Origin of the sequence: Pseudoalteromonas sp. SWXJZ94C, assembly GCF_015864385.1 — a bacterium.
In the GTDB taxonomy this organism is placed as follows: domain Bacteria; phylum Pseudomonadota; class Gammaproteobacteria; order Enterobacterales; family Alteromonadaceae; genus Pseudoalteromonas.
The window spans coordinates 87,404-111,081 of record NZ_JADYXF010000007.1; the positions used below are offsets into that span (position 1 = coordinate 87,404).

20 protein-coding genes are annotated in these 23,678 nt (G+C 39.5%); 6 read left to right on the top strand and 14 right to left on the bottom strand.

Annotated features, from left to right (window positions below):
• Positions 1 to 20 precede the first annotated feature (20 nt).
• The 3 genes from I6F65_RS04585 (at position 21) to I6F65_RS04595 (ending at position 3,393) form a co-directional block, all read left to right on the top strand.
• Positions 21 to 515: a gamma-glutamylcyclotransferase family protein gene (locus I6F65_RS04585; protein ID WP_197111715.1), complete on the top strand. Its 495-nt coding sequence runs from the start codon at positions 21 to 23 to the stop codon at positions 513 to 515.
• Between the two features lie 15 nt (positions 516 to 530).
• On the top strand, positions 531 to 2,072 hold the full coding sequence (locus tag I6F65_RS04590) for a serine hydrolase (RefSeq protein ID WP_197111717.1): 1,542 nt from the start codon (positions 531 to 533) through the stop codon (positions 2,070 to 2,072).
• Positions 2,073 to 2,475: 403 nt separating this feature from the next.
• Positions 2,476 to 3,393, top strand: a complete 918-nt coding sequence (locus I6F65_RS04595) for a histone deacetylase family protein (protein ID WP_166108799.1) — start codon at positions 2,476 to 2,478, stop codon at positions 3,391 to 3,393.
• A gap of 12 nt (positions 3,394 to 3,405) precedes the next feature.
• On the opposite strand, the gene I6F65_RS04600 is transcribed toward I6F65_RS04595, so the two are convergent.
• The 14 genes from I6F65_RS04600 to rsmD form a co-directional block, all read right to left on the bottom strand.
• Entirely contained in the window at positions 3,406 to 3,699 is a 294-nt protein-coding gene (locus tag I6F65_RS04600; protein ID WP_166108800.1) for a DUF4144 family protein, read from the bottom strand.
• Positions 3,700 to 3,721: 22 nt separating this feature from the next.
• The gene (locus I6F65_RS04605; protein ID WP_166108801.1) at positions 3,722 to 4,531 is read right to left on the bottom strand and encodes a DUF2797 domain-containing protein; all 810 of its coding nucleotides are present in this window, start codon (positions 4,529 to 4,531) and stop codon (positions 3,722 to 3,724) included.
• 22 nt (positions 4,532 to 4,553) lie between these two features.
• Entirely contained in the window at positions 4,554 to 7,094 is a 2,541-nt protein-coding gene (locus tag I6F65_RS04610; protein WP_166108802.1) for an EAL domain-containing protein, read from the bottom strand.
• A gap of 117 nt (positions 7,095 to 7,211) precedes the next feature.
• The gene (gene purD / locus I6F65_RS04615) at positions 7,212 to 8,495 is read right to left on the bottom strand and encodes a phosphoribosylamine--glycine ligase (RefSeq protein ID WP_166108803.1); all 1,284 of its coding nucleotides are present in this window, start codon (positions 8,493 to 8,495) and stop codon (positions 7,212 to 7,214) included.
• Between the two features lie 15 nt (positions 8,496 to 8,510).
• Complete coding sequence (locus tag I6F65_RS04620) at positions 8,511 to 9,332, bottom strand: class I SAM-dependent methyltransferase (protein WP_024610498.1); 822 nt, start codon at positions 9,330 to 9,332, stop codon at positions 8,511 to 8,513.
• Positions 9,333 to 9,438: 106 nt separating this feature from the next.
• On the bottom strand, positions 9,439 to 11,025 hold the full coding sequence (purH, locus tag I6F65_RS04625; RefSeq protein WP_166108804.1) for a bifunctional phosphoribosylaminoimidazolecarboxamide formyltransferase/IMP cyclohydrolase: 1,587 nt from the start codon (positions 11,023 to 11,025) through the stop codon (positions 9,439 to 9,441).
• A 190-nt stretch (positions 11,026 to 11,215) separates the two neighbouring features.
• Positions 11,216 to 11,506 carry a DNA-binding transcriptional regulator Fis gene (gene fis / locus I6F65_RS04630; RefSeq protein WP_002957804.1) on the bottom strand — a complete coding sequence of 97 codons (291 nt, stop codon included), beginning with the start codon at positions 11,504 to 11,506 and terminating at the stop codon, positions 11,216 to 11,218.
• A gap of 19 nt (positions 11,507 to 11,525) precedes the next feature.
• Complete coding sequence (dusB, locus tag I6F65_RS04635; protein ID WP_197111742.1) at positions 11,526 to 12,497, bottom strand: tRNA dihydrouridine synthase DusB; 972 nt, start codon at positions 12,495 to 12,497, stop codon at positions 11,526 to 11,528.
• 281 nt (positions 12,498 to 12,778) lie between these two features.
• Positions 12,779 to 13,660 (bottom strand): 50S ribosomal protein L11 methyltransferase, encoded by an 882-nt coding sequence (prmA, locus tag I6F65_RS04640; protein WP_166108806.1) that lies wholly within the window; start codon positions 13,658 to 13,660, stop codon positions 12,779 to 12,781.
• 67 nt (positions 13,661 to 13,727) lie between these two features.
• Positions 13,728 to 15,575, bottom strand: a complete 1,848-nt coding sequence (gene rpoD, locus I6F65_RS04645; RefSeq protein WP_166108807.1) for an RNA polymerase sigma factor RpoD — start codon at positions 15,573 to 15,575, stop codon at positions 13,728 to 13,730.
• 124 nt (positions 15,576 to 15,699) lie between these two features.
• Positions 15,700 to 17,451, bottom strand: coding sequence for a DNA primase (gene dnaG, locus I6F65_RS04650; RefSeq protein ID WP_197111719.1), 1,752 nt, complete (start codon positions 17,449 to 17,451; stop codon positions 15,700 to 15,702).
• A gap of 241 nt (positions 17,452 to 17,692) precedes the next feature.
• Complete coding sequence (locus I6F65_RS04655; RefSeq protein ID WP_008171091.1) at positions 17,693 to 18,139, bottom strand: GatB/YqeY domain-containing protein; 447 nt, start codon at positions 18,137 to 18,139, stop codon at positions 17,693 to 17,695.
• Positions 18,140 to 18,158: 19 nt separating this feature from the next.
• Positions 18,159 to 18,374, bottom strand: a complete 216-nt coding sequence (gene rpsU / locus I6F65_RS04660; protein WP_002957797.1) for a 30S ribosomal protein S21 — start codon at positions 18,372 to 18,374, stop codon at positions 18,159 to 18,161.
• Between the two features lie 145 nt (positions 18,375 to 18,519).
• The gene (gene rsmD / locus I6F65_RS04665) at positions 18,520 to 19,125 is read right to left on the bottom strand and encodes a 16S rRNA (guanine(966)-N(2))-methyltransferase RsmD (RefSeq protein ID WP_024612447.1); all 606 of its coding nucleotides are present in this window, start codon (positions 19,123 to 19,125) and stop codon (positions 18,520 to 18,522) included.
• 210 nt (positions 19,126 to 19,335) lie between these two features.
• Between rsmD and ftsY the strand changes: the two genes are divergently transcribed.
• The 3 genes from ftsY (at position 19,336) to ftsX (ending at position 23,462) form a co-directional block, all read left to right on the top strand.
• Entirely contained in the window at positions 19,336 to 21,717 is a 2,382-nt protein-coding gene (gene ftsY / locus I6F65_RS04670) for a signal recognition particle-docking protein FtsY (protein WP_197111721.1), read from the top strand.
• Positions 21,718 to 21,801: 84 nt separating this feature from the next.
• Entirely contained in the window at positions 21,802 to 22,479 is a 678-nt protein-coding gene (ftsE, locus tag I6F65_RS04675; RefSeq protein ID WP_024612449.1) for a cell division ATP-binding protein FtsE, read from the top strand.
• Entirely contained in the window at positions 22,476 to 23,462 is a 987-nt protein-coding gene (gene ftsX / locus I6F65_RS04680) for a permease-like cell division protein FtsX (RefSeq protein ID WP_197111723.1), read from the top strand. The genes ftsE and ftsX overlap by 4 nt, the downstream gene beginning before the upstream one ends.
• Positions 23,463 to 23,678: the final 216 nt, after the last annotated feature.

Here is a 23,678-nt window from a genome sequence, read left to right on the forward strand (position 1 = left end):
TAAAAAGTACAGGAGATAAAATGCCGTTATATAATTTTTCGTTTGGTTCTAATATGTCATCTAACCGTTTGTTAGCGCGCTTACCTAATGTAAAGCGTGTAGGAACCGCGGTACTTAAAGGTTACGAGCTAACTTTTGATATGCTATTTAAAGATGGCTCAGGCAAATGCAGTATTTGCCCAAGCGATAAAAAAGGTGCGCTGGTTTACGGCGTTATTTATGAGCTTAATGAAGATGAAAAAGTTATTTTAGATGGTATTGAGGGCGTAGGTTACGACTGCGTAGATATAGCCCCAACGCTTTTAACGGGTGAGGCTGTAACTGCACATTGTTATATAGCTAATACACACGACAGCGATGTACTCCCATACGATTGGTACATAAAACACGTTCATCGCGGATCACTTGAAGCGGGCGTACCAAAAGAATACAGTGATGCGATATTAAATCGCGCACAAAAAAGCGATACCAATCAAGAGCGCGCAGCAATTGAATTTGCAGTTCATCAACAATAATAAAATAGGATTGATATGAAATTAACCAAACTTGCCGCAATTGCACTACTAGCAGGCACTACGTTTAGCAGCTGGGCACAAGTTGATACCAACAAAATTGACGACGTTATTAAAGCCTCAATGGCGCGTTTTGACGTACCCGGTATGGCAGTCGCCATTGTTGAAAACGATAAAGTAATTTTTGCTAAAGGTTTTGGTGTAACTAATCTCGATACCAACAAAAAAGTAAACAAAGACACCTTGTTTGGTATTGCTTCAAACACGAAAGCGTTTACAACAGCAGCACTTGCCAAGTTGGTTGATGAAGGGAAATTAAGCTGGGATGACCGCGTAATTGATCATTTACCAGAGTTTAGATTATACGACTCATACGTAACACGCGAAATGCGTATTCGTGACTTATTAAGCCATCGCAGTGGGCTAGGGCTTGGGCAAGGCGATTTAATGATTTGGCCAAGTACCGACAAGTCAGTTGATGAAATTTTAGCGGGATTACAGTATTTAAAACCAGCGAGCAGTTTTCGTAGTAAATACGCTTATAACAACCTGATGTTTGTTACCGCTGGTGAAGTAGTTGCACGTGTGTCGGGTATGAGCTGGAACGATTATATCGAAAAAAATATATTACAACCGCTACACATGGACAACTCACGGGCGGGCTTTTCACGTATTCCAAAAAGCAATAAAAACTGGGCTACAGGTCATATTCCTATGGATGGTACGCTTCATCCATTTTTTGTGAACTACTTAGAAGATTTTAGAGGTGCAGGTGCAATTGCTTCAAGTGTAAGCGATATGAGCCAATGGCTTCGTACGCAATTAGCAGGCGGTAAAATGCCAAGTGGCGAGCAGTTGTTTAGCGAAAAACAACAAGCGCAAATGTGGCACCCACATATTACGTCTATGGCGTCTAAAAGCGCGTTTGAGTCGTATCATCAACAGTTTAGAGGTTATGGATTAGGTTGGAGCATTGAAGACTACCATGGCTTTAAAAAGCTAGGTCACGGCGGTGGTATTTTAGGAATGGTATCGCAAGTTACTTTATTGCCTGAGAAAAAACTCGGTATTGTTATTTTATCTAATCAACAAGCTTTTGGTGCGCTTTCGGCGGTAACCCATGAAGTACTTGAAGATGCGCTTGAGCTTGAAGATAAAGACTGGGTAGAGGATTTAGCTAAAAGTCATTTTGAAGGCAAACAACACGCGTATGCTCATGCAAAACCAGAAGCACCCGCTGACTATCAACCACAATTACCAAATATTAACTATACCGGTACATTACATGATGATTGGTATGGCGATGTAATTATTGAACAACTTGATAGTAAATTGCATATTGATTTTACGCATACCAAGCGCTTAAAAGGCACACTTGAGCATTACACTGGTAATACATTTATTGTTAAGTGGGATGAAAAGCTACTTGAAGCGGATGCATTTATTCGTTTTGAAATGAGCTCACAAAACCGTGTAAACAGCGCTAAAATGCGTGCAGTATCAACACAAGTTACCGACTTTAGCTTTGATTTTAGAAACCTACATTTAAAAGCAAAATAGCTAATAACATTAGGGTCTGTTGATCTTTCAAGGTTAAATTTGCAGCAGTCTGTTTGGTATTTAGGCAAGGCAGAGCCTATACAGTGTGGTTATTCCCCATAAATAGGCGATAACGTAGCATTAATACCAAACAGGCGCTGCCCAAAGGGTTCTTCCTAGGGGCTATTTACTCTTTGTTGCTCGGTTTTGACTTAGCCCACTAGGTTACAAATCTCGCGCCGCGATTAAATAGCCCCTAGTTTGAACAAATTTTAATCCGCAAAGATCAACAGACCCTAGTATTTAAAGTACCGATATTTAAAGTATCAATATTTAAAGTATCGATATAAACCAAAGTCGCAAAGCCACCCGTCGGTGGCTTTGTTATATTAAGCATTCAATTTACTTTGGTTAGGAGCACTTTATGCGTACAGCAGTTATTTCACATCCTCATTGCCGTAAGCATAAAATGATAGACGACCATCCTGAGTGCCCAGAGCGCTTAGATGCAATTACCGATAGATTATTAGCCAGCGGTGTAGATGTTGGCTTAACACACCTTCAAGCACCTAAAGCCGAGCGTGAGCATTATTTACTTGCTCACGATGAGGCTTTAGTTAAACACGTAGAAACTACACTACCAACCGAAGGACTCGCTAATTTAGACGGCGATACTTGGCTGTGCCCCGATTCGTTTAAAGCGATTGAACGCGCAGTGGGGGCAGGGTTGTTAGCTGTTGATGAAATACTTGCCGATAAACTCGATGCTGCTTTTTGCTCAGTACGCCCGCCAGGGCATCATGCGAATAAAGATTCATCATCTGGATTTTGTGTGTTTAATAATTTAGCTATTGCCGTTAAGTACGCACAAAGCAAAGGGGTTAAACGCATTGCGATTGCGGACTTTGATGTACACCACGGTAATGGCACACAAGACATTTTCATTGATGATGAAAACGTACTGCTTTGCTCGTTATTTCAGTATCCGTTTTACCCAAATACAGCGGTTAAAAATAATAGCCATGTCGTTAATTCTCCTTTGCCAATTGCCAGTAATGGCGACGACCTAAAAGACGTGTTTACTCAGCAATGGTTACCAAAATTAAAAGCGTTTAAGCCTGAGTTACTTTTTATAAGTGCAGGGTTTGATGCACACCTAGAAGACGATATGGCAAGCTTAAAATTTGTAGAGGATGACTATATTTGGCTTACCGAGCAACTATGTGGTGTTGCTAAAGAGGGCGGCTGCAAAGGGGTTATTTCGTATTTAGAAGGTGGCTATGCGCTATCAGCTTTGGGTAGAAGTGCTGTAGCGCATATAAAAGTGCTTACCGAGGTTTAATTGTGCTGCGCTTTATAGCTCAAGTAAGTTAAATGCTTGCTCAACGCTTAGGGTTGTTATTTTACTTAAACAACAATGCCCTTCATTTAATAAGTAACTTGTTACGAGTACTGCAAGTTGCTCTGCGCTTAACGGCTCTCGCGGTGCATTTTTTAAAGTGCAGTACTCACCACGTTTATTAAGTATAACTACATCAGTTAAGTCGCTTGGTGTAACACTGTGTAAGTGTTCTTCGCGCTCTTGTGGTGTGTGAGCTATTTCAAGTTCGTTATAAACAATAACGAGCTGTGGAAATTGATTAAGCATTTAATATAACTCCTTAGGCGCTTTAGCCTACCGTTATTTCGTAAGACGTAAATTTACGAATATTAATAACGCCTTTTTCAAAGATTAAGTACTGACCTTTAATACCTTGTAAAACACCACTTACAACAGGGTCTTTATCAAAGTTAAATGAGCTGATTTTTGTTGGGTATTCGGTTACTGGGAAATCTAAATCAATCACATCTTCATCAAGTTGTTCTATTGCTGTTGCGCCAAATAACTCACTTAGCTCGTTTAGCTTTTCACTAATTTGTGGGATCAGTTCGGCTGCAGCTGCTTTTAAGTCAATTGCTTCGTTTTGACCTTTTAACATATTGCGCCAATTAGTTTTGTCGGCAATAAACTCAGCCAATGCAACTTCCACTAAACCTGATTGCAGGCGAGTTTGCACTTTAAAAATAGGCAATGCTTGAGTCGCCCCCTGATCAACCCAACGAGTCGGTATTTGTGTATGGCGAGTAATACCCACTTTTAACCCTGAAGTATTAGCGAGGTACACATAATGTGGGATCATGCAGTTTTCTTCGCCCCACTGTGGCTCTCGGCACGTGCCTTGGTCGTAGTGACAGGTTTCTGGTTTCATAATACACATATCGCAACTAGCGAGCTTGCGCATGCATACAAAACAGTGACCTTGAGAATAACTTTTTTTGGTTTTTTTACCGCAGTTAGAACATAAAATGGTTCCGCTAAAGGTAAGCGTAAGCTCTTTACCTATAAATGCATTTAAGTCTACTAGGTGTTCACCTACAGGTAAGTGATATTGTACTGGTTCGGTTAAGCTCGATTTTAATTTACGCAGTGTGCCTTGCATCTTTACTTGGCCCCTAAAGATGTTAAAAAGAGGAGTCTAACATTTTTAAGCTATATTGGCTTTTTAAGAAGTGTAAATAGTCGGTGTAAGGCAGTGCTTTTGCGTATAAGTAACCTTGTGTTCTATCGGCATTCATATCTTTAAGTAACAGATGTATTTCTAGCGTTTCAACACCTTCAATTGTGATTGATAAATTAAGCTTATGCGCCATATCAATCGCTGTTTGTACAATAACTTGATGGGTATGATTATTAATTAAATCAAATACAAATGACTTATCTATTTTTAGCTCACTAAAGTGATAATTAACTAAATAACTAAGTGACGCGTAACCTGTTCCAAAGTCATCAAGAACAACTTTAATTCCAAGAGCAGTTAAGTTATCAACTAATTTAATAAGTGCTTCTTGGCTTTCTACAAAGGCTGACTCGGTAAGTTCAAATTTAAGTAAGTGTGCAGGGACTTGGTATTTAATTAAAATGTTTTCTACTTTTTCGGCTAAGTTATTAATAGTTAAATTTTTAGCACTCAAGTTTACGCTGATAGTATGATCAACGTAGCCACTTTTTGTAAATTCAACAATATCCTTACAAGCCTGTTCAATAACCCACAGGGTGAGTTCATTAATAATACCGGTGTGCTCAGCAAGGGTAATTAGTTCTTCAATAGGTAAATTGCTAAAAGTAGGATTGGGCCAGCGTAATAATGCTTCAGCACCACTTACTTTATTATCGAGTAAATTTATTTGAGGTTGATAATAAAGCGCTAGTTGGTTCATTTGTATCGCTTTTTGCAACTTGGCAGCTAGAGTCACATCCATCATTAAATTATTATCGCTTGAGGATGAACCTATTTGATTAGTGTTGCTCTTGGCATCTTTAAGCGCTAAGTAACCACGCTTTAACCAATACTCAAAGTCGTTACTTTTACCCGCAGAGCTAATGCCTATGCTGTAATTAAGCTGCAGGTTTAATCCTTTAATTTCATATTGCTTGGGCAAACTACTAATAATTTTTGTAAGCAGGCTTTCTAGTATTTCTTGGCTTTGTGTTTTAGTTGAGATAAAGGCAAATACGCCGCTGCTTAAGTCGGCTAAGCGTCGTCTAGTATTTAAATCAGTTTCGAGATTTGCAAATTCGCGTTCGTGACTTAATTCAAGTTCGAGCTCTTTTGCTATATATTTTGTAAGTGCGTAGCCTTGAGAGGGCGTAATTATAGTATTGAGCGAGTTAAAGTGACGTATTTTAATAAAACACAATGTTGTTGAACGGCTTTGGGCTTGCAGTGCCATAAATGCTTGCTTTAGCTTTGAGCTATTAAGTAATTTAGTTTGCTGTGTATGCGTAGCAAGGTAAAGCGCATATTCGCGTTGATAGCGTACTCTGTCTGCAAGTGCCATCGCCATTAATATAACCTCACACAATATAGCGGCTAAAAAGGCATTGCGCGTGGCAAAGCTATAAGGCAGAAAACCAGTCAATTCCATTGCTTGAATTGCTGCACCAAATATTAAAGGTATCCACGAGAAAACATAAAATTTAGCCCATCTAAAACCACTTCGTAATTTGTTATATATTAAAATAATACACGAAATATAAAGCAGTCCCATTACAAAAAAGAAGATAGGAGCGGCTACATTTTCGGGAATCAATAAGCTAATTACTGCCAATATAAACATAATAGACAGTAGTATAATGCTCATTTTATAACGCCAGCATTTGTCTTTATGGTAGCGCAAAAACATTGTACAAAACGCAAGGGTAAAAAAGGAGACAGCATGGTTACCAAAGACCACTTTTTCATTAAAATATAACTGCCACTCTAAAGGCCATAAATAAAAACCAAAGCCAAGGACTGATCCCATTAGGAGTATTGCGCTGATAATATAACCAATATAAATTAAATAAACGCGGTCTTTAATACCAAAATAGAGCACTAAATTGTAAAGCGCAGCCATAAGCATTACGCCAACAAATATTCCCCAAAGGCCTGCTTGCGAGCGTACTAAATCGATAAATTCTTTATTCCGATATAGGTTTACAGGGGTTTTACTAATACCAACAGTATCTACTTTAATTACCAAGCGTTGGGATGATTTACTATCAAGCGAAAAGCGAATATGTGGCACACTGTATTGAAACAACGTAGGCAAGTCTTCTTTATCGCCAAGCTTGAACGTATCAATTACTTTATTTTCTTTTGTTAAGAGATAAGCTGTTAGGTGATCGACCATGGGGTTGTCAAAGTGGGCGACTATGCTTTCTTTTTTTAAGCTTTTGTTTTCTAAATCAATAAACAACCAATAATTTTGCTGTGTAAAGCTCCATGATATTTTAGACAAGGAGTCATGTGTAAGCAGTTCTGGTTGGCGGAGAATATCATCTAATGTGAGTGTTTTACTTTCATCAAGATAGTAAGCATATTGAAGATATACTGGGGCTGTTTTATCGATTGTATATTTTGTGGGCACGATAAGGTTTGATGCCAATGTACTAATGATAAAAAATATGAATATTAGTATGGCAACAGCAATTGCATGATAACGTAAAGTTCTTAGTTCCAACGTTTGCGCACTTATAAAGCCCTTTTAAATAGTGTAGCACTATAAAAGCGCAGGTAAACTGCGCTTTTATAGTTAAATTAATTAATAAAACCAATAAGTTTCTATCAGTATATTAATTTATTGCTCGCGAGCAATGGCTCGATAAGCAATATCTGTACGGTATTCCATGCCATCCCAGCTTATTTGTTTAACAAGCTCATAGGCACGTTGTTGTGCTTCGGTGACTGTATTACCAAGCGCTGTTGCGCATAATACACGTCCGCCAGCAGTTACTACGTCTTCGCCACTTTGTTTAGTACCCGCATGAAAAACTTTTTCACCAGCAGGGTAGTCAACTTGTAAGCCCGATATAGCATCACCCTTAGGGTAATCGCCAGGATAGCCCTTAGCTGCGAGTACAACACCTACAGCTGCGCGAGAATCAAACTTAATCGTTGTTTTATCAAGTTCAACACGGTTAGCTGCTTCAATCAATTCAACTAAGTCTGATTGTAAGCGTAGCATCATTGGTTGAGTTTCAGGGTCGCCAAATCGGCAGTTGTATTCAATTACTTTAGGGGTACCTGTTTCGTCAATCATCAAACCTGCGTATAAAAATCCTGTGTACGGATGGCCTTCGCTTGCCATACCTTCTACCGTTGGGTAGATCACTTCATTCATAATTCGCTGGTGGATTTCATCAGTAACAACTGGCGCTGGTGAATATGCACCCATGCCGCCAGTATTAGGACCTGCATCGCCATTATATGCACGTTTATGATCTTGGCTTGTTGCAAAAGGTAATACGTTTTTGCCATCAACCATTACAATGAAAGACGCTTCTTCACCCTCTAAAAATTCTTCAATAACAACACGGCTTCCCGCATCGCCAAAAGCATTACCCGCAAGCATATCGCGAATAGCATCTTCGGCATCGGCTTCCGTCATTGCTACAATTACGCCTTTACCCGCAGCCAAACCATCTGCTTTTACAACAATTGGCGCGCCTTTTTCTTTTAAATAAGCAAGGGCTGGGTCAATTTGTTCAAACGTTTGATAATCGCCTGATGGAATATTGTGGCGTGCTAAAAAATCTTTAGTAAACGATTTTGAACCTTCAAGCTGGGCTGCGCCTGCCGTTGGGCCAAAAATAGCCATGTTATGTTCACGAAACTTATCAACAACACCCAGTACTAACGGTATTTCTGGACCTACAATAGTAAGCTCTACATTGTTTTGCTGTGCAAAACTAAGTAAACCATCTAAGTCGTCAACGTTTATTGCTACGTTTTCAAGTTTTGGTTCAAGTGCAGTACCTGCATTACCAGGGGCTACAAATACAGTATTTACTTTGGTGTTTTGAGCGGCTTTAAACGCAAGTGCGTGTTCGCGGCCGCCGCTGCCAATGACTAAAACATTCATGGCGAAAATTCCTATTTAAAGCGGTTTCTTAAATTTCAGCGTCATTCGGTCACTTTCACCAATGGCTTTATATTTGTCGGCATCTTGTTCGCCTAAACGTAAGCTTGGTGGTAGTGTCCATACACCTTTAGGGTGATCGGCTGTATCTTTTGGATTTGCATTTATTTCACTGCTTGCTACTAACTCAAACCCAGCTTGCTCAGCAAGGTCTACTACGTATCTCTGCTTCATATAACCTGATGTTTTTTGATCTTCATCAGCACGTTCTTCAGCTAAACGGTGTTCAACTAAACCTAATGTACCACCTGGTTTAAGGGCTTTATAAAAAGCTTGGAATGCACTTAATGCACCGCTTTTATCTTTGCCCATGTACCAGTTATGTACATTACGGAAAGTTAAAACCATATCGGCACTGTCAGCTGGCGCAATATCTAAATGTGTTACAGGTGCAAACTCAGTAATTTTAACGCTACTAAAGCGCTCATCTTCAGCTACTTTTTGTTTAAAGCCCGCAAGAGAGCGTTGGTAGTAGTCAACTGATGAATCAGCAGGAAAGTGCGCGGCATAATAAGTGCCTTGCTCTTTTAGTGCTGGCGCTAAAATTTCACTATACCAACCGCCGCCTGGCGCAATTTCAACAACTGTCATGGTTGGTTTAAAGCCAAAAAATGCAAGTGTTTGAGCCGGATGACGATATTCGTCACGAGCACTGCTTTTAGCACTACGTTCACTTGATTGAAGAGCATGCTCAAGGCTTGATTCGTGGTTATGGCTCAAAGCCATAGTCGATGTCATCGTTAGTGTGGCTACAAGTAGCGATTTTAGCGCAAATTTCATCGTTTGTTCCTTCACATTATAATTTTAAATAGGTTATTGAATAGTCAGAATACGTGAATTTATAGCAAACAAAAAGGGCTAAACTAACGTTTAACCCTTTGTGTGATTAGTGGCGGAAATGGCGCATACCAGTAAGTACCATTGCCATGCCAGCTTCATCAGCGGCTGCAATCACTTCTTCATCACGCATTGAGCCACCAGGCTGAATTACCGCAGTAATACCAGCGGCGGCTGCTGCGTCAATTCCATCACGAAATGGAAAGAATGCGTCAGATGCCATAACTGAACCTTTAACTTCAAGGTTTTCGTCTGCTGCTTTAATGCCTGCAATTTTAGCTGAGTATACGCGGCTCATTTGGCCTGCGCCTACACCAATGGTCATACCGTCACGGGCATAAACAATTGCGTTTGATTTAACAAACTTAGCTACTTTCCAGCAAAACAGTAAATCTTTAAGTTCTTGCTCTGTAGGTTGGCGCTTAGAAACAACTTTTAAATCGCCTTGCGTAACCATGCCTAAATCGCGGTCTTGAACTAAAATGCCGCCGTTAACGCGTTTAATATCTTGGCCAGCGGCTTTACCTGTCCACTGTCCACATTCTAATAAACGAACGTTCTTTTTAGCTTCAACAATTTTTGCAGCTTCGCTCGAAATACTTGGTGCGATAATTACTTCAACAAACTGACGGTCAACAATTGCTTGTGCAGTTGCGGCATCTAGCTCTCGGTTAAAGGCAATAATGCCACCAAATGCTGATGTAGGGTCTGTTTTAAAAGCGCGCTCGTATGCCTCAAGAATATTGCCCCCAATTGAAACACCACACGGGTTAGCGTGCTTTACAATTACGCACGCTGGTACGTCAAATTCTTTAACACACTCAAGTGCTGCGTCGGTATCTGCAATGTTATTAAACGAAAGTGCTTTACCTTGCAGTTGAGTTGCTGTGGCAACTGATGCTTCAGCAATGTCACTTTCAACATAAAAAGCAGCATCTTGATGAGAATTCTCACCGTAACGCATATCTTGCTTTTTAGTGAACTGCATATTAATAGTACGTGGGAATTTAGTTTCTACTGCAGCTTCTTCGGTGTAATCAGGAACCATTTTACCGAAGTAATTAGCAATCATGCCATCGTATGCGGCAGTGTGCTCGTAAGCAGCAATCGCTAAGTCAAAACGTGTTTTGTACGTTGTTGAGCCATTGTTGTTTTGCATTTCACTAATAACACGGTCGTAGTCGCTCGCGTTTACCACGATTGTTACATCTTTATGGTTTTTAGCGGCTGCACGAACCATTGTTGGTCCGCCAATATCAATGTTTTCGATAGCATCTTCAAGGCTGCAGTTTTCTTGAGCGACAGTATTCGCAAAGGGGTATAAGTTAACTACAACTATGTCGATAGCAGAAATGTTGTTATCTGCCATTACGTTTTCATCTTGTCCGCGACGGGCTAATATACCGCCGTGAATTTTTGGATGAAGTGTTTTTACACGACCATCCATGATTTCTGGATGACCTGTGTGATCAGACACTTCAGTCACTTTAATGCCATTATCAGCAAGAAGTTTACATGTGCCGCCTGTTGATAATATATCAACACCTTGCGCTTCTAGTGCGCGGGCAAATTCAACAATACCGGTTTTATCAGACACACTTAATAGTGCGCGACGAATGGGACGATGAGTATCCATTGTAGTTTGATTTCCTCAGTTAATGAGCTAGCTTAGAAGCGGGCATTTTAACTGATTACTACTCAAAAAACGACTTATAAAGGCTCAATAAGCGTGAGCATTTTGCAATTTAGTTAATAAACTGTAGGCATAAAAAAAGCACCCTAAGGTGCTTTTTTAATAATGGCTGCAATAAATTGCAGCCAGCATATTAATTCATGCCGTATTTTTTAAGCTTTTTACGTAAAGTACCACGGTTGATACCTAGTAAAATAGCTGCACGTGTTTGGTTACCACGTGTGTATGTCATTACTTCTTCAAGTAATGGCGCTTCTAGCTCAGAAAGAACAAGGTCGTAAACATCTTGCACATCTTGACCGTTAAGCTGTTTTAAATAGTGGTGAACAGCTTTTTTTACTGCATCACGCAATGGCTGCGGTTTCTCGTGTGACTGAACATGAGGGTTAGTGATAAATGGAGAAGTCACGTTTTGTTCGAACATCATTTAGTCTCTTTCTTTCTTAATTAGCTGCTAGTGTTTTAAAGTATTGCTCTAATGCGTCAACTTGTGCCTGTGGATTATCGAGCGCATTAAATACTCGCCTAAACTGACCATCACTGTCATGCGTTTGCAAATACCAAGATACATGTTTACGAGCAATTCGCGCTCCCATTGGCTCACCGTAAAACATATGAAGATTAGTTAAATGCTCCATTAAAATACTGCGCACCTCGCAAATAGCAGGTGGCTGTAAATGTTCCCCAGTTCGCAAATAGTGGTCTATCTCCCTAAATATCCAAGGGCGACCTTGGGCGGCTCGACCAATCATAATGGCATCTGCACCCGTATAGTCTAATACCTGTTTTGCTTTTTCTGGTGATGTAATATCACCATTAGCAACAACAGGAATCGACACTGAACGTTTTATATCCCTAATCGTAGCGTACTCAGCTTCACCTTTATACATACATGCGCGTGTACGCCCATGTACAGCAAGTGATGCAATGCCATAACGTTCAGCTATTCTCGCAATCTCTACACCATTACGGTTATCCGGATCCCATCCTGTACGGATTTTAAGTGTCACAGGTATATCAACGGCATTTACTACCGCATCAATAATCTCTTCCACAAGTTCAGGAAACTGTAATAAGGCAGAGCCTGCGAGTTTCTTGTTCACTTTTTTTGCTGGGCACCCCATATTGATATCTATGATTTGTGCACCGTTAGCAACATTGAATTGTGCGGCCTGCGCCATAAGCTCAGGATCTGCTCCTGCAATTTGCACCGCGCGTATACCCGATTCACCGCTGTGATCCATACGATTCATCGACTTTTCGGTCTTCCAAACCTTTGGATTTGACGATAGCATTTCAGACACAGCTAGCCCCGCACCTAAGCGGCGACAAAGTTGTCTAAATGGTCTGTCTGTAATGCCTGCCATTGGCGCGACAATTACATTATTCTCAAGTTGGTATTTACCGATACGCACTATATTCAATAGGCCTCTTTTCAAGGGGCGCTAAGTTTACGGTTTTTTTCACAAAAATCAAAGGCTATAAATTGAACAAAAGTGACTTTTTTTTGCTCTTTCCGTATTGACATTTGATAACCTCATGAGGAATCGCTTAATTTGTTTGAAAATTGAGCATGTTTTGTTTTTGCAACAAAATCAGTTTATTTTTTATTATGTAAAAAAATAGTAAAGCCTGTTAAATACAGGCTTTACATAAGAGTTTTGAGTTAATACTCTAAATTTGTATTGGAGGAGAGTTATGCTTTTTTAGTGCCACTTACACGTGTCCAATCACCCTCAACAGCAATATCATCTAGCGTAATAAAAGGCGCGTAAATATCAGCAACTGATTGAGCTTGTTCTTCTAAGATTCCAGACATAGCAATTTTGCCACCGGGCTTAAGTAAGCCTAAAATAACGCTATGTAATTCACGAAGTGGTTGCGCTAAAATATTAGCTACTACAATATCAGCACTAAACTCTGGTTGGTTTTCAGGAAGGTATACTTCTAGCTTATCAGCAACACCATTTCGGTTAGCATTATCTAAGCTTGCTTCTAGCGCTTGTGGGTCAATATCTATCCCAATCATACGCTCTGCACCTAACTTTATAGCTGCAATCCCTAAAATGCCTGAGCCACAACCAAAATCAACTACCGTTTTACCGTGCAAATCTTGTTGTTCTAACCACTTAAGACACAGTGCAGTTGTAGCATGTGTTCCAGTACCAAATGCAAGACCAGGGTCAAGTAATACATTTACCGCATCAGGGTCAGGAATATCACGCCAGCTAGGGCAAATCCACAGCTTTTCACCAAATTGAATAGGATGAAAGTTATCCATCCATTCGCGTTCCCAATCTTTGTCTTCTAATTGCTCAATTTTATACACTAATTCGTTTGTAAGTGACTCGTCAGCTTGTATTAGCGCAACGACGCTATCCATATCATGATTTGCATCAAATAAGCCTATAACAGTCGTATCAGCCCAAAACTGCACAGTGCCTATTTTAGGTTCGTAAATGGGAGTATCTTTGCCATCGATAAAGGTAACCGAAGCGCTGCCAGCTTCAACGAGTAAATCACTAATTAAATCGGCATTTTCAGCATTAGCATTAATACGAATTTGGATCCAAGCCATTATTATTTCCTTCAAATAGAAAAAAGGCCGCTATAGCGGCCTTTTTAGTTTATATAGTAGCGCTAAATTATTTAGCGTCTAAAAAGCTTTTCAGTAAATCTGAACGAGAAGGGTGGCGTAATTTACGCAGCGCTTTCGCTTCTATTTGACGAATACGCTCACGTGTTACGTCAAACTGTTTACCTACTTCTTCTAAGGTGTGGTCGGTATTCATATCAATACCAAAACGCATACGCAGTACTTTAGCTTCACGGGCTGTTAAGCCTGCAAGTACATCGTTAGTTGCGCCACGAAGAGACTCCATTGTTGCCGAATCGATTGGCGAATCAATAGTTGTATCTTCAATAAAGTCACCTAAGTGAGAATCTTCATCATCACCAATTGGTGTTTCCATTGAAATTGGCTCTTTAGCAATCTTAAGTACCTTACGGATTTTATCCTCAGGCATCATCATGCGTTCAGCTAATTCTTCTGGATTTGGCTCACGACCCATTTCTTGTAACATTTGACGAGAGATACGGTTAAGTTTATTAATCGTTTCAATCATATGTACCGGGATACGGATAGTTCTTGCTTGGTCAGCAATAGAGCGAGTGATTGCTTGGCGTATCCACCACGTAGCATAAGTAGAAAACTTATAACCACGGCGATATTCAAACTTATCAACCGCTTTCATCAGGCCAATGTTACCTTCTTGAATTAAATCCAAGAATTGTAAGCCACGGTTTGTGTATTTCTTCGCAATTGAGATTACAAGACGTAAGTTAGCTTCAACCATCTCTTTTTTCGCACGGCGCGCTTTCGCTTCACCAATGCTCATTCGACGGTTAATGTCTTTAATACGCTCAATGCTTAAACCTGTTGTTTGCTCAATAACAGATAATTTATTAACGCTGCGAATAATCTCTGGCTTAACTTCTTCAAGTTTAGCTGAGTATTTTTCGTTACCTGAAATTTCTAAATCGACCCACGAAGCATCAGTTTCGTTGTTAGCAAAATGCTTAACGAACGTTTTCTTCGGTAATTTAGCAATTTGAACAGCTTGCTTCATGATAAGGCGTTCTTGAATACGAACACGGTCCATCATTTCACGCATGTTATTAACCATGCGATCAAACTGTTTAGGTATTAATTTAAACGTTCTGAAAAGCTCACCAATTTCAAAAATGGCGGCTTGAGATTCAGGATGCGAACGACCTTTAGCTTCAAATGTATCACGTGCTTTATTATATAAATCACGTAAATTTTCGAAATGAATACGAGCTTCTTCAGGATCTGGTCCTGTGTCAATTTCTTCTTCATCTTCATCGTCGCTATCAGCATCGTCTTTATCGTCTTTATCATCATCAAGCTGTTTAGCACTTAATTCTGAACCAATATTAGTTGCTGAAATTGGCGCTGTATCTTCGTTAGGATCGATAAAACCAACGATAATGTCGCTTAAACGCATTTCTTCAGCTTCAAACTTGTCCCACTGTTCAAGTAGGTAAGTGATAGCTTCAGGATACTCGGCAACAGAAATCTGTACTTGGTTAATACCTTCTTCGATACGCTTAGCGATAACAATCTCGCCTTCACGGGTCAGAAGTTCAACAGTACCCATTTCACGCATATACATGCGTACCGGGTCCGTTGTACGGCCGATTTCTTTTTCTACAGTCGCAAGGGCTGCAGCGGCAGCTTCAGCTGCGTCTTCGTCTGTCGTTGTTTCTTGCATCATTAATTCATCAGCATCAGGCGCGTTTTCGCTAACCTTAATACCCATGTCATTAATCATGCTTATGATATCTTCTACTTGATCTGAGTCTATAATGTCTTGTGGAAGGTGATCATTTACTTCTGCAAAAGTTAAGTAGCCTTGCTCTTTACCTTTCTGAATCAGAAGTTTTAATTGTGACTGAGGAGTTGGATCCATAGAGATTGTTTCTTCCACTCTGATAAGTTGATACAACAGGCGCCATCATGTAGCTTGCATTAAAGCTAACTAGTATAATGTGACGCAGTGAATAGCGTAGTATAACAGCACAAATCAAATTTGACTAGCTGTTAGTCGCTTTTAACGCTGTCATTAACAAATGACATTCAAGTCTTTCATCGCTATTTAGACCTTGTGTCTTGTCTCTTATTAATAAGGTCTCTAGTCGATAATTTAAACACTGATCTTCAATAAATTTGAAAGTATTTTTAAAAACAGTCTCTAAATGGTCTTCATTTATCTGATGTTGCCACGTCGCAAGCTTAATTAATGGCTCGTAATCTTCCGTTCCTCTGAAAAATTCAAGTAGTTGCGCAGTAGTAACGTCGTCTTTTTCTAACGCTTGTTCTTGTAAGCGTAATAATAATCCAATACCGGCAATATTCATTTGCGCTAAATCAGGCAAATAAGGAATGCTTTTAGCCATTTTTGGGTGTTGAATTAAAATACCAATAGCTTGACGCATAGGTGTTATTTTAAATTTACGCTCAATTGAATGTTGTTGCTTAGGTGTTTTTAAACGATTATTAAGTTGCTCACGTGTTCGACCAATTAATCTACCAAGTTGTTCAAGAATATTTTCTTGATAAAATTCACTTGGTATTTTTTCTATTAACGGTAATGCAGCACTAAGTAGTTTAGCTTTACCAGAATCAAGGGTTAAATCAATTTCTTGGCTGAGTTTTTTAAAGAGTACTTTGGTAAAATCATCGGCTTCGCTTAAGCGTTGTTCAAATTGTCCTCTACCTTCTTTTTGTACTAAAGAATCTGGGTCTTCGCCATCAGGTAAAAAGACAAAATTTAACGCCTTACCATCACTTAAGTAAGGTAATGCATTTTCGAGCGCTCTCCATGCTGCATCTTTGCCTGCACGGTCACCGTCGTAACAACAAATAACTTTATCTGTTGTTCTAAAAAGTGTATGCATATGCTCGCTAGTTGTTGCGGTACCAAGTGCGGCTACGGCATATTCAATACCTTGCTCAGCAAGTGCTACAACATCCATATAACCTTCAACAATAAGTACATGATCAAGTTTTTTATGAGCTTGTTTAGCCTCATATAAACCATATAATTCAAAGCCTTTATGAAAAATACGGGTTTCTGGTGAGTTAAGGTACTTAGGACCTTGATCGGCTTGCATTACACGACCACCAAAAGCAACCACACGTCCGCGTTTATCTCGGATAGGAAACATTAAGCGGTCGCGGAAAAAATCAAATTGTCTGCCAGGTGTTTTTTCTGAGGCAAGTTTTAGCTCAACCAATTGCTCTTTTTGCTCTTTGTTACGACCAAGTTGTAGGCATAAACCATCCCATTCACTTGGAGCATAACCAATCATGAATTTTTTAACTATTTCACCACTTAAACCACGACCTTTTACGTATTCAATAACGGCTGCAGAATTACTATGGTGTTTTAATTGGTGTTGATAAAAGCGCGCGGTATGAAGCATTAAATCGTAGTCAGAACGTTTTTGCGCTGCAGTACGTTCAGGTCCAGAGCTTGTACCTTGTTCGCGAGGAACATCTAAATTAAGTATGCTCGCAAGTTCTTCAATAGCATCAACAAATTCAAGTTTTTCGTATTCCATTACAAATGAAATAGCATTGCCATTAGCACCACAACCAAAACAGTGATAAAACTGCTTATCTTGCGATACGGTAAATGAAGGCGATTTTTCGTTATGAAAAGGGCAGCAAGCTTGATAATCCTTACCTGCTTTTTTTAGACCTACTTTTGAGTCTATTAGGTCGACAATATCGGTTCTGGCAAGTAAGTCGTCTATAAAATTACGTGGGATCTTTCCAGCCATTAGTAAAATAAAGTCCTGAGATGATGAGATGAATAACGAAAGCGAAATTTACTTTTCATACAAACTTAGCGCAAAAAAAAGTGTGTTTTAACTTACCAAAATGACAGCTAAATAAATAGGGTAGGTATAAATAATTTCGTTTTTAACTTCGGATATAAATGTACTTTAAATAAATTTTAAACGAAGAAACCGAGCGCTAGGCTCGGTTTGCTTCAATCATACTTTAATGTATGTGGGTGTATTAGGCTGTTAATCGTTGCTTAATTAAACCAGAGATTTTGCCCATATCGGCGCGACCTTCAGCTTTGCTTTTGATTATACCCATTACTTTACCCATGTCTTGCATACCTGCTGCGTTAGTATCAGCAATAGCCGCATCAATGAGAGCAATGATTTCTTCTTCACTCAATGCTTGAGGTAAGAAAGTTTCAAGTGCTGTAATCTCACTAGCTTCAATATCAGCTAAATCATCACGCCCAGCATCTTTGTACTGAGTGTAAGAGTCACGACGTTGTTTAACAAGCTTCACTATAACGGAGGTAATACCTGCGTCGTCTAGTTCTATGCGCTCGTCAATTTCACGTTGCTTGATTGCAGCAAGTACCATGCGAATAGGGTTAAGACGTAATTTGTCTTTGGCTCTCATCGCATCTTTTTGCGCATCTTTTAGCGTTATTAAAAGGCTCATTTATACAAGACCTAATATATTAGTATAATTTAACGCGACGTGCGTTATCACGAGAAAGTTTTTTCATGTGACGTTTAACTGCAGCAGCTTTTTTACGTTTACGTTCAGCTGTTGGTTTTTCATAGTGCTCGCGACGACGAACTTCTGAAAGGATTCCTGCTTTTTCACATGAACGCTTGAAGCGACGAAGTGCTACGTCAAACGGTTCGTTCTCTCTTACTTTAATTACTGGCATTAAAAATTCACCTACCTAAATTATGAGCGTTGCTCAAGTTGATCAAACATTGATCAAGTGGTTCAAAAATGGTGCGGTATTGTAATCCGAAGCAACACCACATGTAAAGGACAATATTAACAGAAACGCATCATCTAAAATAGTATTAATTTGTTTGACGCTTATACAGTCTGCAAAATACTTGACCTGCTTTTTTTTCTTTAATTAACAACCAGTTGCTTGGTGGGGTGAAAGTGTTTAATTCAGATTCAACTTCGACATAAATTAACGCTTGGGCGTTAAGCCATTGGTTGTTTTCTAGTAAATCACAACTTATTTGTGCTAAATCTTTACGAAAAGGAGGATCAACAAAAACAAGATTAAATGGTTCGTTTAAGTTTTTTTGTTCTAAAAAAGACAATGTATTGATGTGCTTTACTTGTGCATTTTGTAGTTTTAGGGTGCTAATGTTTTGCTCAAGTTGTTTAGCTGCACAATGGTCTAGTTCAACAAATAGTGCGCTTTTAGCAAAGCGAGAAAGCGCTTCAAATCCTAAACCACCAGAACCTGCAAAGCAGTCGAGTACATTTGTATCTCGAGTATCTTGCATTAGCCAGTTAAATACCGTTTCTTTTATGCGATCGGTCGTAGGTCGCAAACCTTGTACGTCTTTTACTGGGAGCTTACGGCCACGAAATTGGCCGCTGATTACTCTAATAAAGCCATCGCTGGATTTACTAATTGCTTTATTTTGCGCTGTTTTTTTTCTCATTTAGCTCACTAAAAAATGGTATCTGAGATTTAGCTCAGATAATATTGTACATAGATTATGTATAGCTTCATTTTTCATCCGCATTAAAAGTGTTACTATTTAGCATTCACGTTTTGAACGGTTGTTTGGCCGGCAACTATATTGCTAGGCATTGCCAAGCTATTTTCAAATTTTAGTTTATCAGATTTTTATAAGTGGTTATTAGCAAGTATGGCAAAAAAAAATAAATTCCTGTCTTGGTTCGGTTTTGGTAAGTCAGATGAAAAACAAGCAGAACAAGTAAATGAGGCTGAAAACCAACAAGCGTTAGCTGAGCAACAAGAAGCTGAACGTTTAGAGCAAGAGCGCATTGAAGCTAAGCAAGCACAAGCTATGCGCCTCGAAGAAGAACGCATTGCGGCTGAAAAAGCTGAGGTTGAACGTTTAGAACAAGTAAAACTTGCTGATGAAAAACGCGAAGCAGAGCAAGCTGAGAAGTTAGCGATTGAGAAAGCAAATGCAGAGTTATTAGCAAAAGAGCAAGCTGATGCTCAAGCGCAGCAATTAGAACAGCAAACACGTTTAGCAGAACAAGAGGCGCAAATGCGTCTTGAGCAAGAACGTATTGCGGCTGAAAAAGCTGAGGTTGAACGTTTAGAACAAGTAAAACTTGCTGATGAAAAACGCGAAGCAGAGCAAGCTGAGAAGTTAGCGATTGAGAAAGCAAATGCAGAGTTATTAGCAAAAGAGCAAGCTGATGCTCAAGCGCAGCAATTAGAACAGCAAACACGTTTAGCAGAACAAGAGGCGCAAATGCGTCTTGAGCAAGAACGTATAGCCGCTGAAAAAGCTGAAGCTAACCGTTTAGAACAAGTAAGATTTGCTGATGAAAAACGCGAAGCAGAGCAAGCTGAGAAGTTAGCGATTGAGAAAGCAAATGCAGAGTTATTAGCAAAAGAACAAGCTGATGCTCAAGTGCAGCAATTAGAACAGCAAACACGTTTAGCAGAACAAGAAGCGCAAATGCGTCTTGAGCAAGAACGTATTGCGGCTGAAAAAGCAGAAGCTGCCCGTATAGAACAAGAAGGTATTGCGGCTGAGAAAACAGAAGCTACACGTTTAGAGCAAGAACGTATTGCGGCAGAGCAAGCAGAAGCTGCACGTTTAGAACAAGTACGTATTGAGGCAGAGCAAGCAGAAGCTGCACGTTTAGAACAAGAACGTATTGCAGCTGAGAAAGCAAAAGCTGAACGTTTAGAGCAAGAACGTATTGCGGCAGAGCAAGCAGAAGCTGCACGTTTAGAGCAAGAACGTATTGCAGCAGAGCAAGCAGAAGCTGCACGTTTAGAGCAAGAACGTATTGCGGCAGAGAAAGCAGAAACTGAGCGTTTAGAACAAGTACGTATTGAGGCAGAGCAAGCAGAAGCTGCACGTTTAGAACAAGAACGCATTACGGCTGAGCAAGCAGAAGCTGCACGTTTAGAGCAAGAACGTATTGAGGCTGAAAAAGCAGAAGCTGAACGTTTAGAGCAAGAACGTATTGCAGCAGAGCAAGCAGAAGCTGAACGTTTAGAACAAGAACGTATAGCGGCAGAACAAGCAGAAGTTGCACGTTTAGAACAAGAGCGTATCGAAGCAGAAAAATTAGCTAACGATGAATCTAAAAAGGAGAAGCCTAAAAAAGAAGGTTTTTTCTCTCGTCTTAAAAAAGGCTTATTAAAAACACGTATTAATATAGGCTCAGGTTTTGCTTCTGTATTTAGTGGTAAAAAGATTGATGACGATTTATTTGAAGAGCTTGAAACTCAGTTATTAACCGCTGATTTAGGCGTTGATACAACCATGAAGTTGATTGACAGATTAACTGATGGAGCTAACCGCAAGCAGTTAAAAGATGGCGATGCACTTTACGAGCTTATGAAGCAAGAAATGGCAACTATGCTTAAAACTGCAGAGCAACCTTTGGTAATACCTGCTGATAAAAAGCCATTTGTTATATTAATGGTTGGTGTAAATGGAGTTGGTAAAACAACGACTATTGGTAAGCTTGCAAAGCAGTTTCAAAGTGAAGGTAAATCTGTGATGCTTGCTGCTGGCGATACATTTAGAGCCGCAGCAGTTGAGCAATTGCAAGTATGGGGTGAGCGCAATAGTATTCCTGTTATTGCACAGCACACTGGTGCTGATAGTGCGTCTGTTATTTTTGATGCATTTCAAGCTGCTAAAGCGCGCAAGGTTGATGTGTTAATCGCCGATACAGCTGGTCGCTTGCAAAATAAAGACAATTTGATGCAAGAGCTTGAAAAAATAGCACGAGTAATGAAAAAAATTGACCCAGATGCACCTCACGAAGTTATGTTAACGATCGATGCAGGCACGGGGCAAAATGCAATTAGCCAAGTAAACTTGTTTAACCAATGTGTTGGTTTGACGGGAATTACGCTTTCAAAACTTGATGGAACTGCAAAAGGTGGTGTTATTTTTGCGGTAGCTGATAAGTTTAATATTCCAATTCGTTACATTGGTGTTGGTGAAAGTATTGATGATTTACGCGCCTTTAAAAGCGATGACTTTATTGATGCATTATTTAGCCAAGATGAGGACGACGTTTAATTTACCAAAAGGGAGCTTGCTCCCTTTTTAATTGCGAGGAATACCAATTTTATTAATGTGTTAATGGAGTTGGCATAATAAAAAATGATAAATTTTCAGCAAGTAAGTAAAACCTACCCAGGAGGGCATCGTGCCCTTGAAAAAGTTAATTTTCATATTAAACCTGGAGAACTAGCATTTTTAACCGGTCACAGTGGCGCAGGTAAAAGTACGCTATTAAAGCTAATTAGCTTAATGGAACGCCCATCTGCGGGAAGTGTTTTTATCAACGGTGTTGATTTAAATAAGGTTAACTCGCGTCAAATTCCTTATGCTCGTCGTGACATAGGTATTATTTTTCAAAATCATCGCTTATTAGAGCGCTACACTGTATTTGATAATGTTGCCTTACCTTTGATCATTGAAGGTACTCACCATAATCAAATCGCAAAGCGTGTACATGGAGCGCTCGATAAAGTGGGTTTAATTGATAAGATTAAATGTCATCCATCTATGCTTTCAGGGGGAGAGCAGCAACGCGTAGGTATTGCTCGCGCTATTGTAAACTCACCGCCAATTTTATTAGCCGATGAGCCAACGGGTAATCTTGATCCTGAACTTTCAATGGAAATCTTACGATTATTTGAAGACTTTAATAAGCACGGTACAACAGTATTGATTGCCACCCATGATTTAGGTTTAGTTGCACGAATGAAGTATAGAAGCCTAACGTTAAAAGATGGTCGAATGCTCCAAGATCCGCTAGCTGAGGGGGCTTTATGAGTTTACTTTTTAAAGGTCGAACAAATAAAAACCAAAAGCAAAAAAAATCTGTATTAGCGGGCGGCTACTTTTTTATTATTAATATTTTTCGCCAAGGTGTACATAGCTTAGGTGAAATGTGGCGTACGCCATTAGCTTCGTTAATGACAATTGCTGTGTTGGGCTTAAGTTTAACTTTACCGGCGACGCTTTATTTGGTCGTTAAAAACGTTCAGCAAGTAAGTAGTGGGTTTGAAGAAGCGAGCGAAATTTCGTTGTTTGTAAAAGAAAGTATGAGCGAGCAAGAAACGCAAACGCTAGTAAAACGCTTGGCGCTATACCCAGAAGTGGAAGGCGTTGCATTTATTTCAAAGCAAGAAGCATTAACAGAATTTAAAGATGTATCGGGTTTTGGGCAAGCGCTAGAGTATTTAGATAGCAACCCGCTTCCAGATGTTGTGTTGATAACACCAACCAAGCGTCATCGTCAACCTAACGCAGCTAAAGCGCTTTTAACTAAATTAGAAGGTGAACGTGAGGTAGACTTTGGTAAGCTCGATATAGCTTGGTTAGAGCGCTTAAATGCATTACTTAGTTTATTAAAAGAAAGTGTAATTACTATAACGTTACTATTACTTACTTCCGTCACGCTAATTATTGGTAATACTATTCGTTTATCAATTATGGATAAAAAAGAAGAGATCCAAGTGATGAAATTAGTTGGTGCTACTAATACATTTATTCATGCGCCATTTTTATGGACGGGTATTTGGTATGGCGTAATAGGTGGTTTATTTGCTTTTATTTGTATAGCTTTAATGATGTGGTGGCTGTCGAGCGCTGTTAGCAGTGTAGCAGGGGTTTACCAAACCAGCTTTTCGCTAATTGGTTTAACATTAAAAGAGTTCGGTTTTTTAGTTTTACTTGCTACAAGTTTAGGCTTTGTAGGCTCGTATTTATCTGTAAATCGGTATATTAAAGAAATAGAACCCGATAAAGTATAAGTGAACCAACCCAACTTGATACGCGTATAGTATCGACTTGGGTTGTACCTCGCGTTATTAAAACTGTCATATTTATGTACTATCCTCCCGTAAAGTAATGAGTTGTAAATAAGGTGATACGCTGAGGTTAACCTCCTGCAATCCCTTAATTCATCACTTATTCAGTCGCTTATAGTAGACTAAATACATACTAAAAAACTCCTTGATTTATACTTC

Bases quoted from the DNA above. Each gene is read 5' to 3' on its own strand.
- ftsE (WP_024612449.1), top strand. From the start codon at position 21,802: ATGATAAATTTTCAGCAAGTAAGTAAAACCTACCCAGGAGGGCATCGT.
- I6F65_RS04595 (WP_166108799.1), top strand. From the start codon at position 2,476: ATGCGTACAGCAGTTATTTCACATCCTCATTGCCGTAAGCATAAAATG.
- ftsX (WP_197111723.1), top strand. From the start codon at position 22,476: ATGAGTTTACTTTTTAAAGGTCGAACAAATAAAAACCAAAAGCAAAAA.
- I6F65_RS04585 (WP_197111715.1), top strand. From the start codon at position 21: ATGCCGTTATATAATTTTTCGTTTGGTTCTAATATGTCATCTAACCGT.
- prmA (WP_166108806.1), bottom strand. From the start codon at position 13,660: ATGGCTTGGATCCAAATTCGTATTAATGCTAATGCTGAAAATGCCGAT.
- rsmD (WP_024612447.1), bottom strand. From the start codon at position 19,125: ATGAGAAAAAAAACAGCGCAAAATAAAGCAATTAGTAAATCCAGCGAT.
- purH (WP_166108804.1), bottom strand. From the start codon at position 11,025: ATGGATACTCATCGTCCCATTCGTCGCGCACTATTAAGTGTGTCTGAT.
- I6F65_RS04620 (WP_024610498.1), bottom strand. From the start codon at position 9,332: ATGAAATTTGCGCTAAAATCGCTACTTGTAGCCACACTAACGATGACA.
- I6F65_RS04600 (WP_166108800.1), bottom strand. From the start codon at position 3,699: ATGCTTAATCAATTTCCACAGCTCGTTATTGTTTATAACGAACTTGAA.
- dnaG (WP_197111719.1), bottom strand. From the start codon at position 17,451: ATGGCTGGAAAGATCCCACGTAATTTTATAGACGACTTACTTGCCAGA.
- rpoD (WP_166108807.1), bottom strand. From the start codon at position 15,575: ATGGATCCAACTCCTCAGTCACAATTAAAACTTCTGATTCAGAAAGGT.
- fis (WP_002957804.1), bottom strand. From the start codon at position 11,506: ATGTTCGAACAAAACGTGACTTCTCCATTTATCACTAACCCTCATGTT.
- purD (WP_166108803.1), bottom strand. From the start codon at position 8,495: ATGAATGTTTTAGTCATTGGCAGCGGCGGCCGCGAACACGCACTTGCG.
- rpsU (WP_002957797.1), bottom strand. From the start codon at position 18,374: ATGCCAGTAATTAAAGTAAGAGAGAACGAACCGTTTGACGTAGCACTT.
- I6F65_RS04590 (WP_197111717.1), top strand. From the start codon at position 531: ATGAAATTAACCAAACTTGCCGCAATTGCACTACTAGCAGGCACTACG.
- ftsY (WP_197111721.1), top strand. From the start codon at position 19,336: ATGGCAAAAAAAAATAAATTCCTGTCTTGGTTCGGTTTTGGTAAGTCA.
- I6F65_RS04605 (WP_166108801.1), bottom strand. From the start codon at position 4,531: ATGCAAGGCACACTGCGTAAATTAAAATCGAGCTTAACCGAACCAGTA.
- I6F65_RS04655 (WP_008171091.1), bottom strand. From the start codon at position 18,139: ATGAGCCTTTTAATAACGCTAAAAGATGCGCAAAAAGATGCGATGAGA.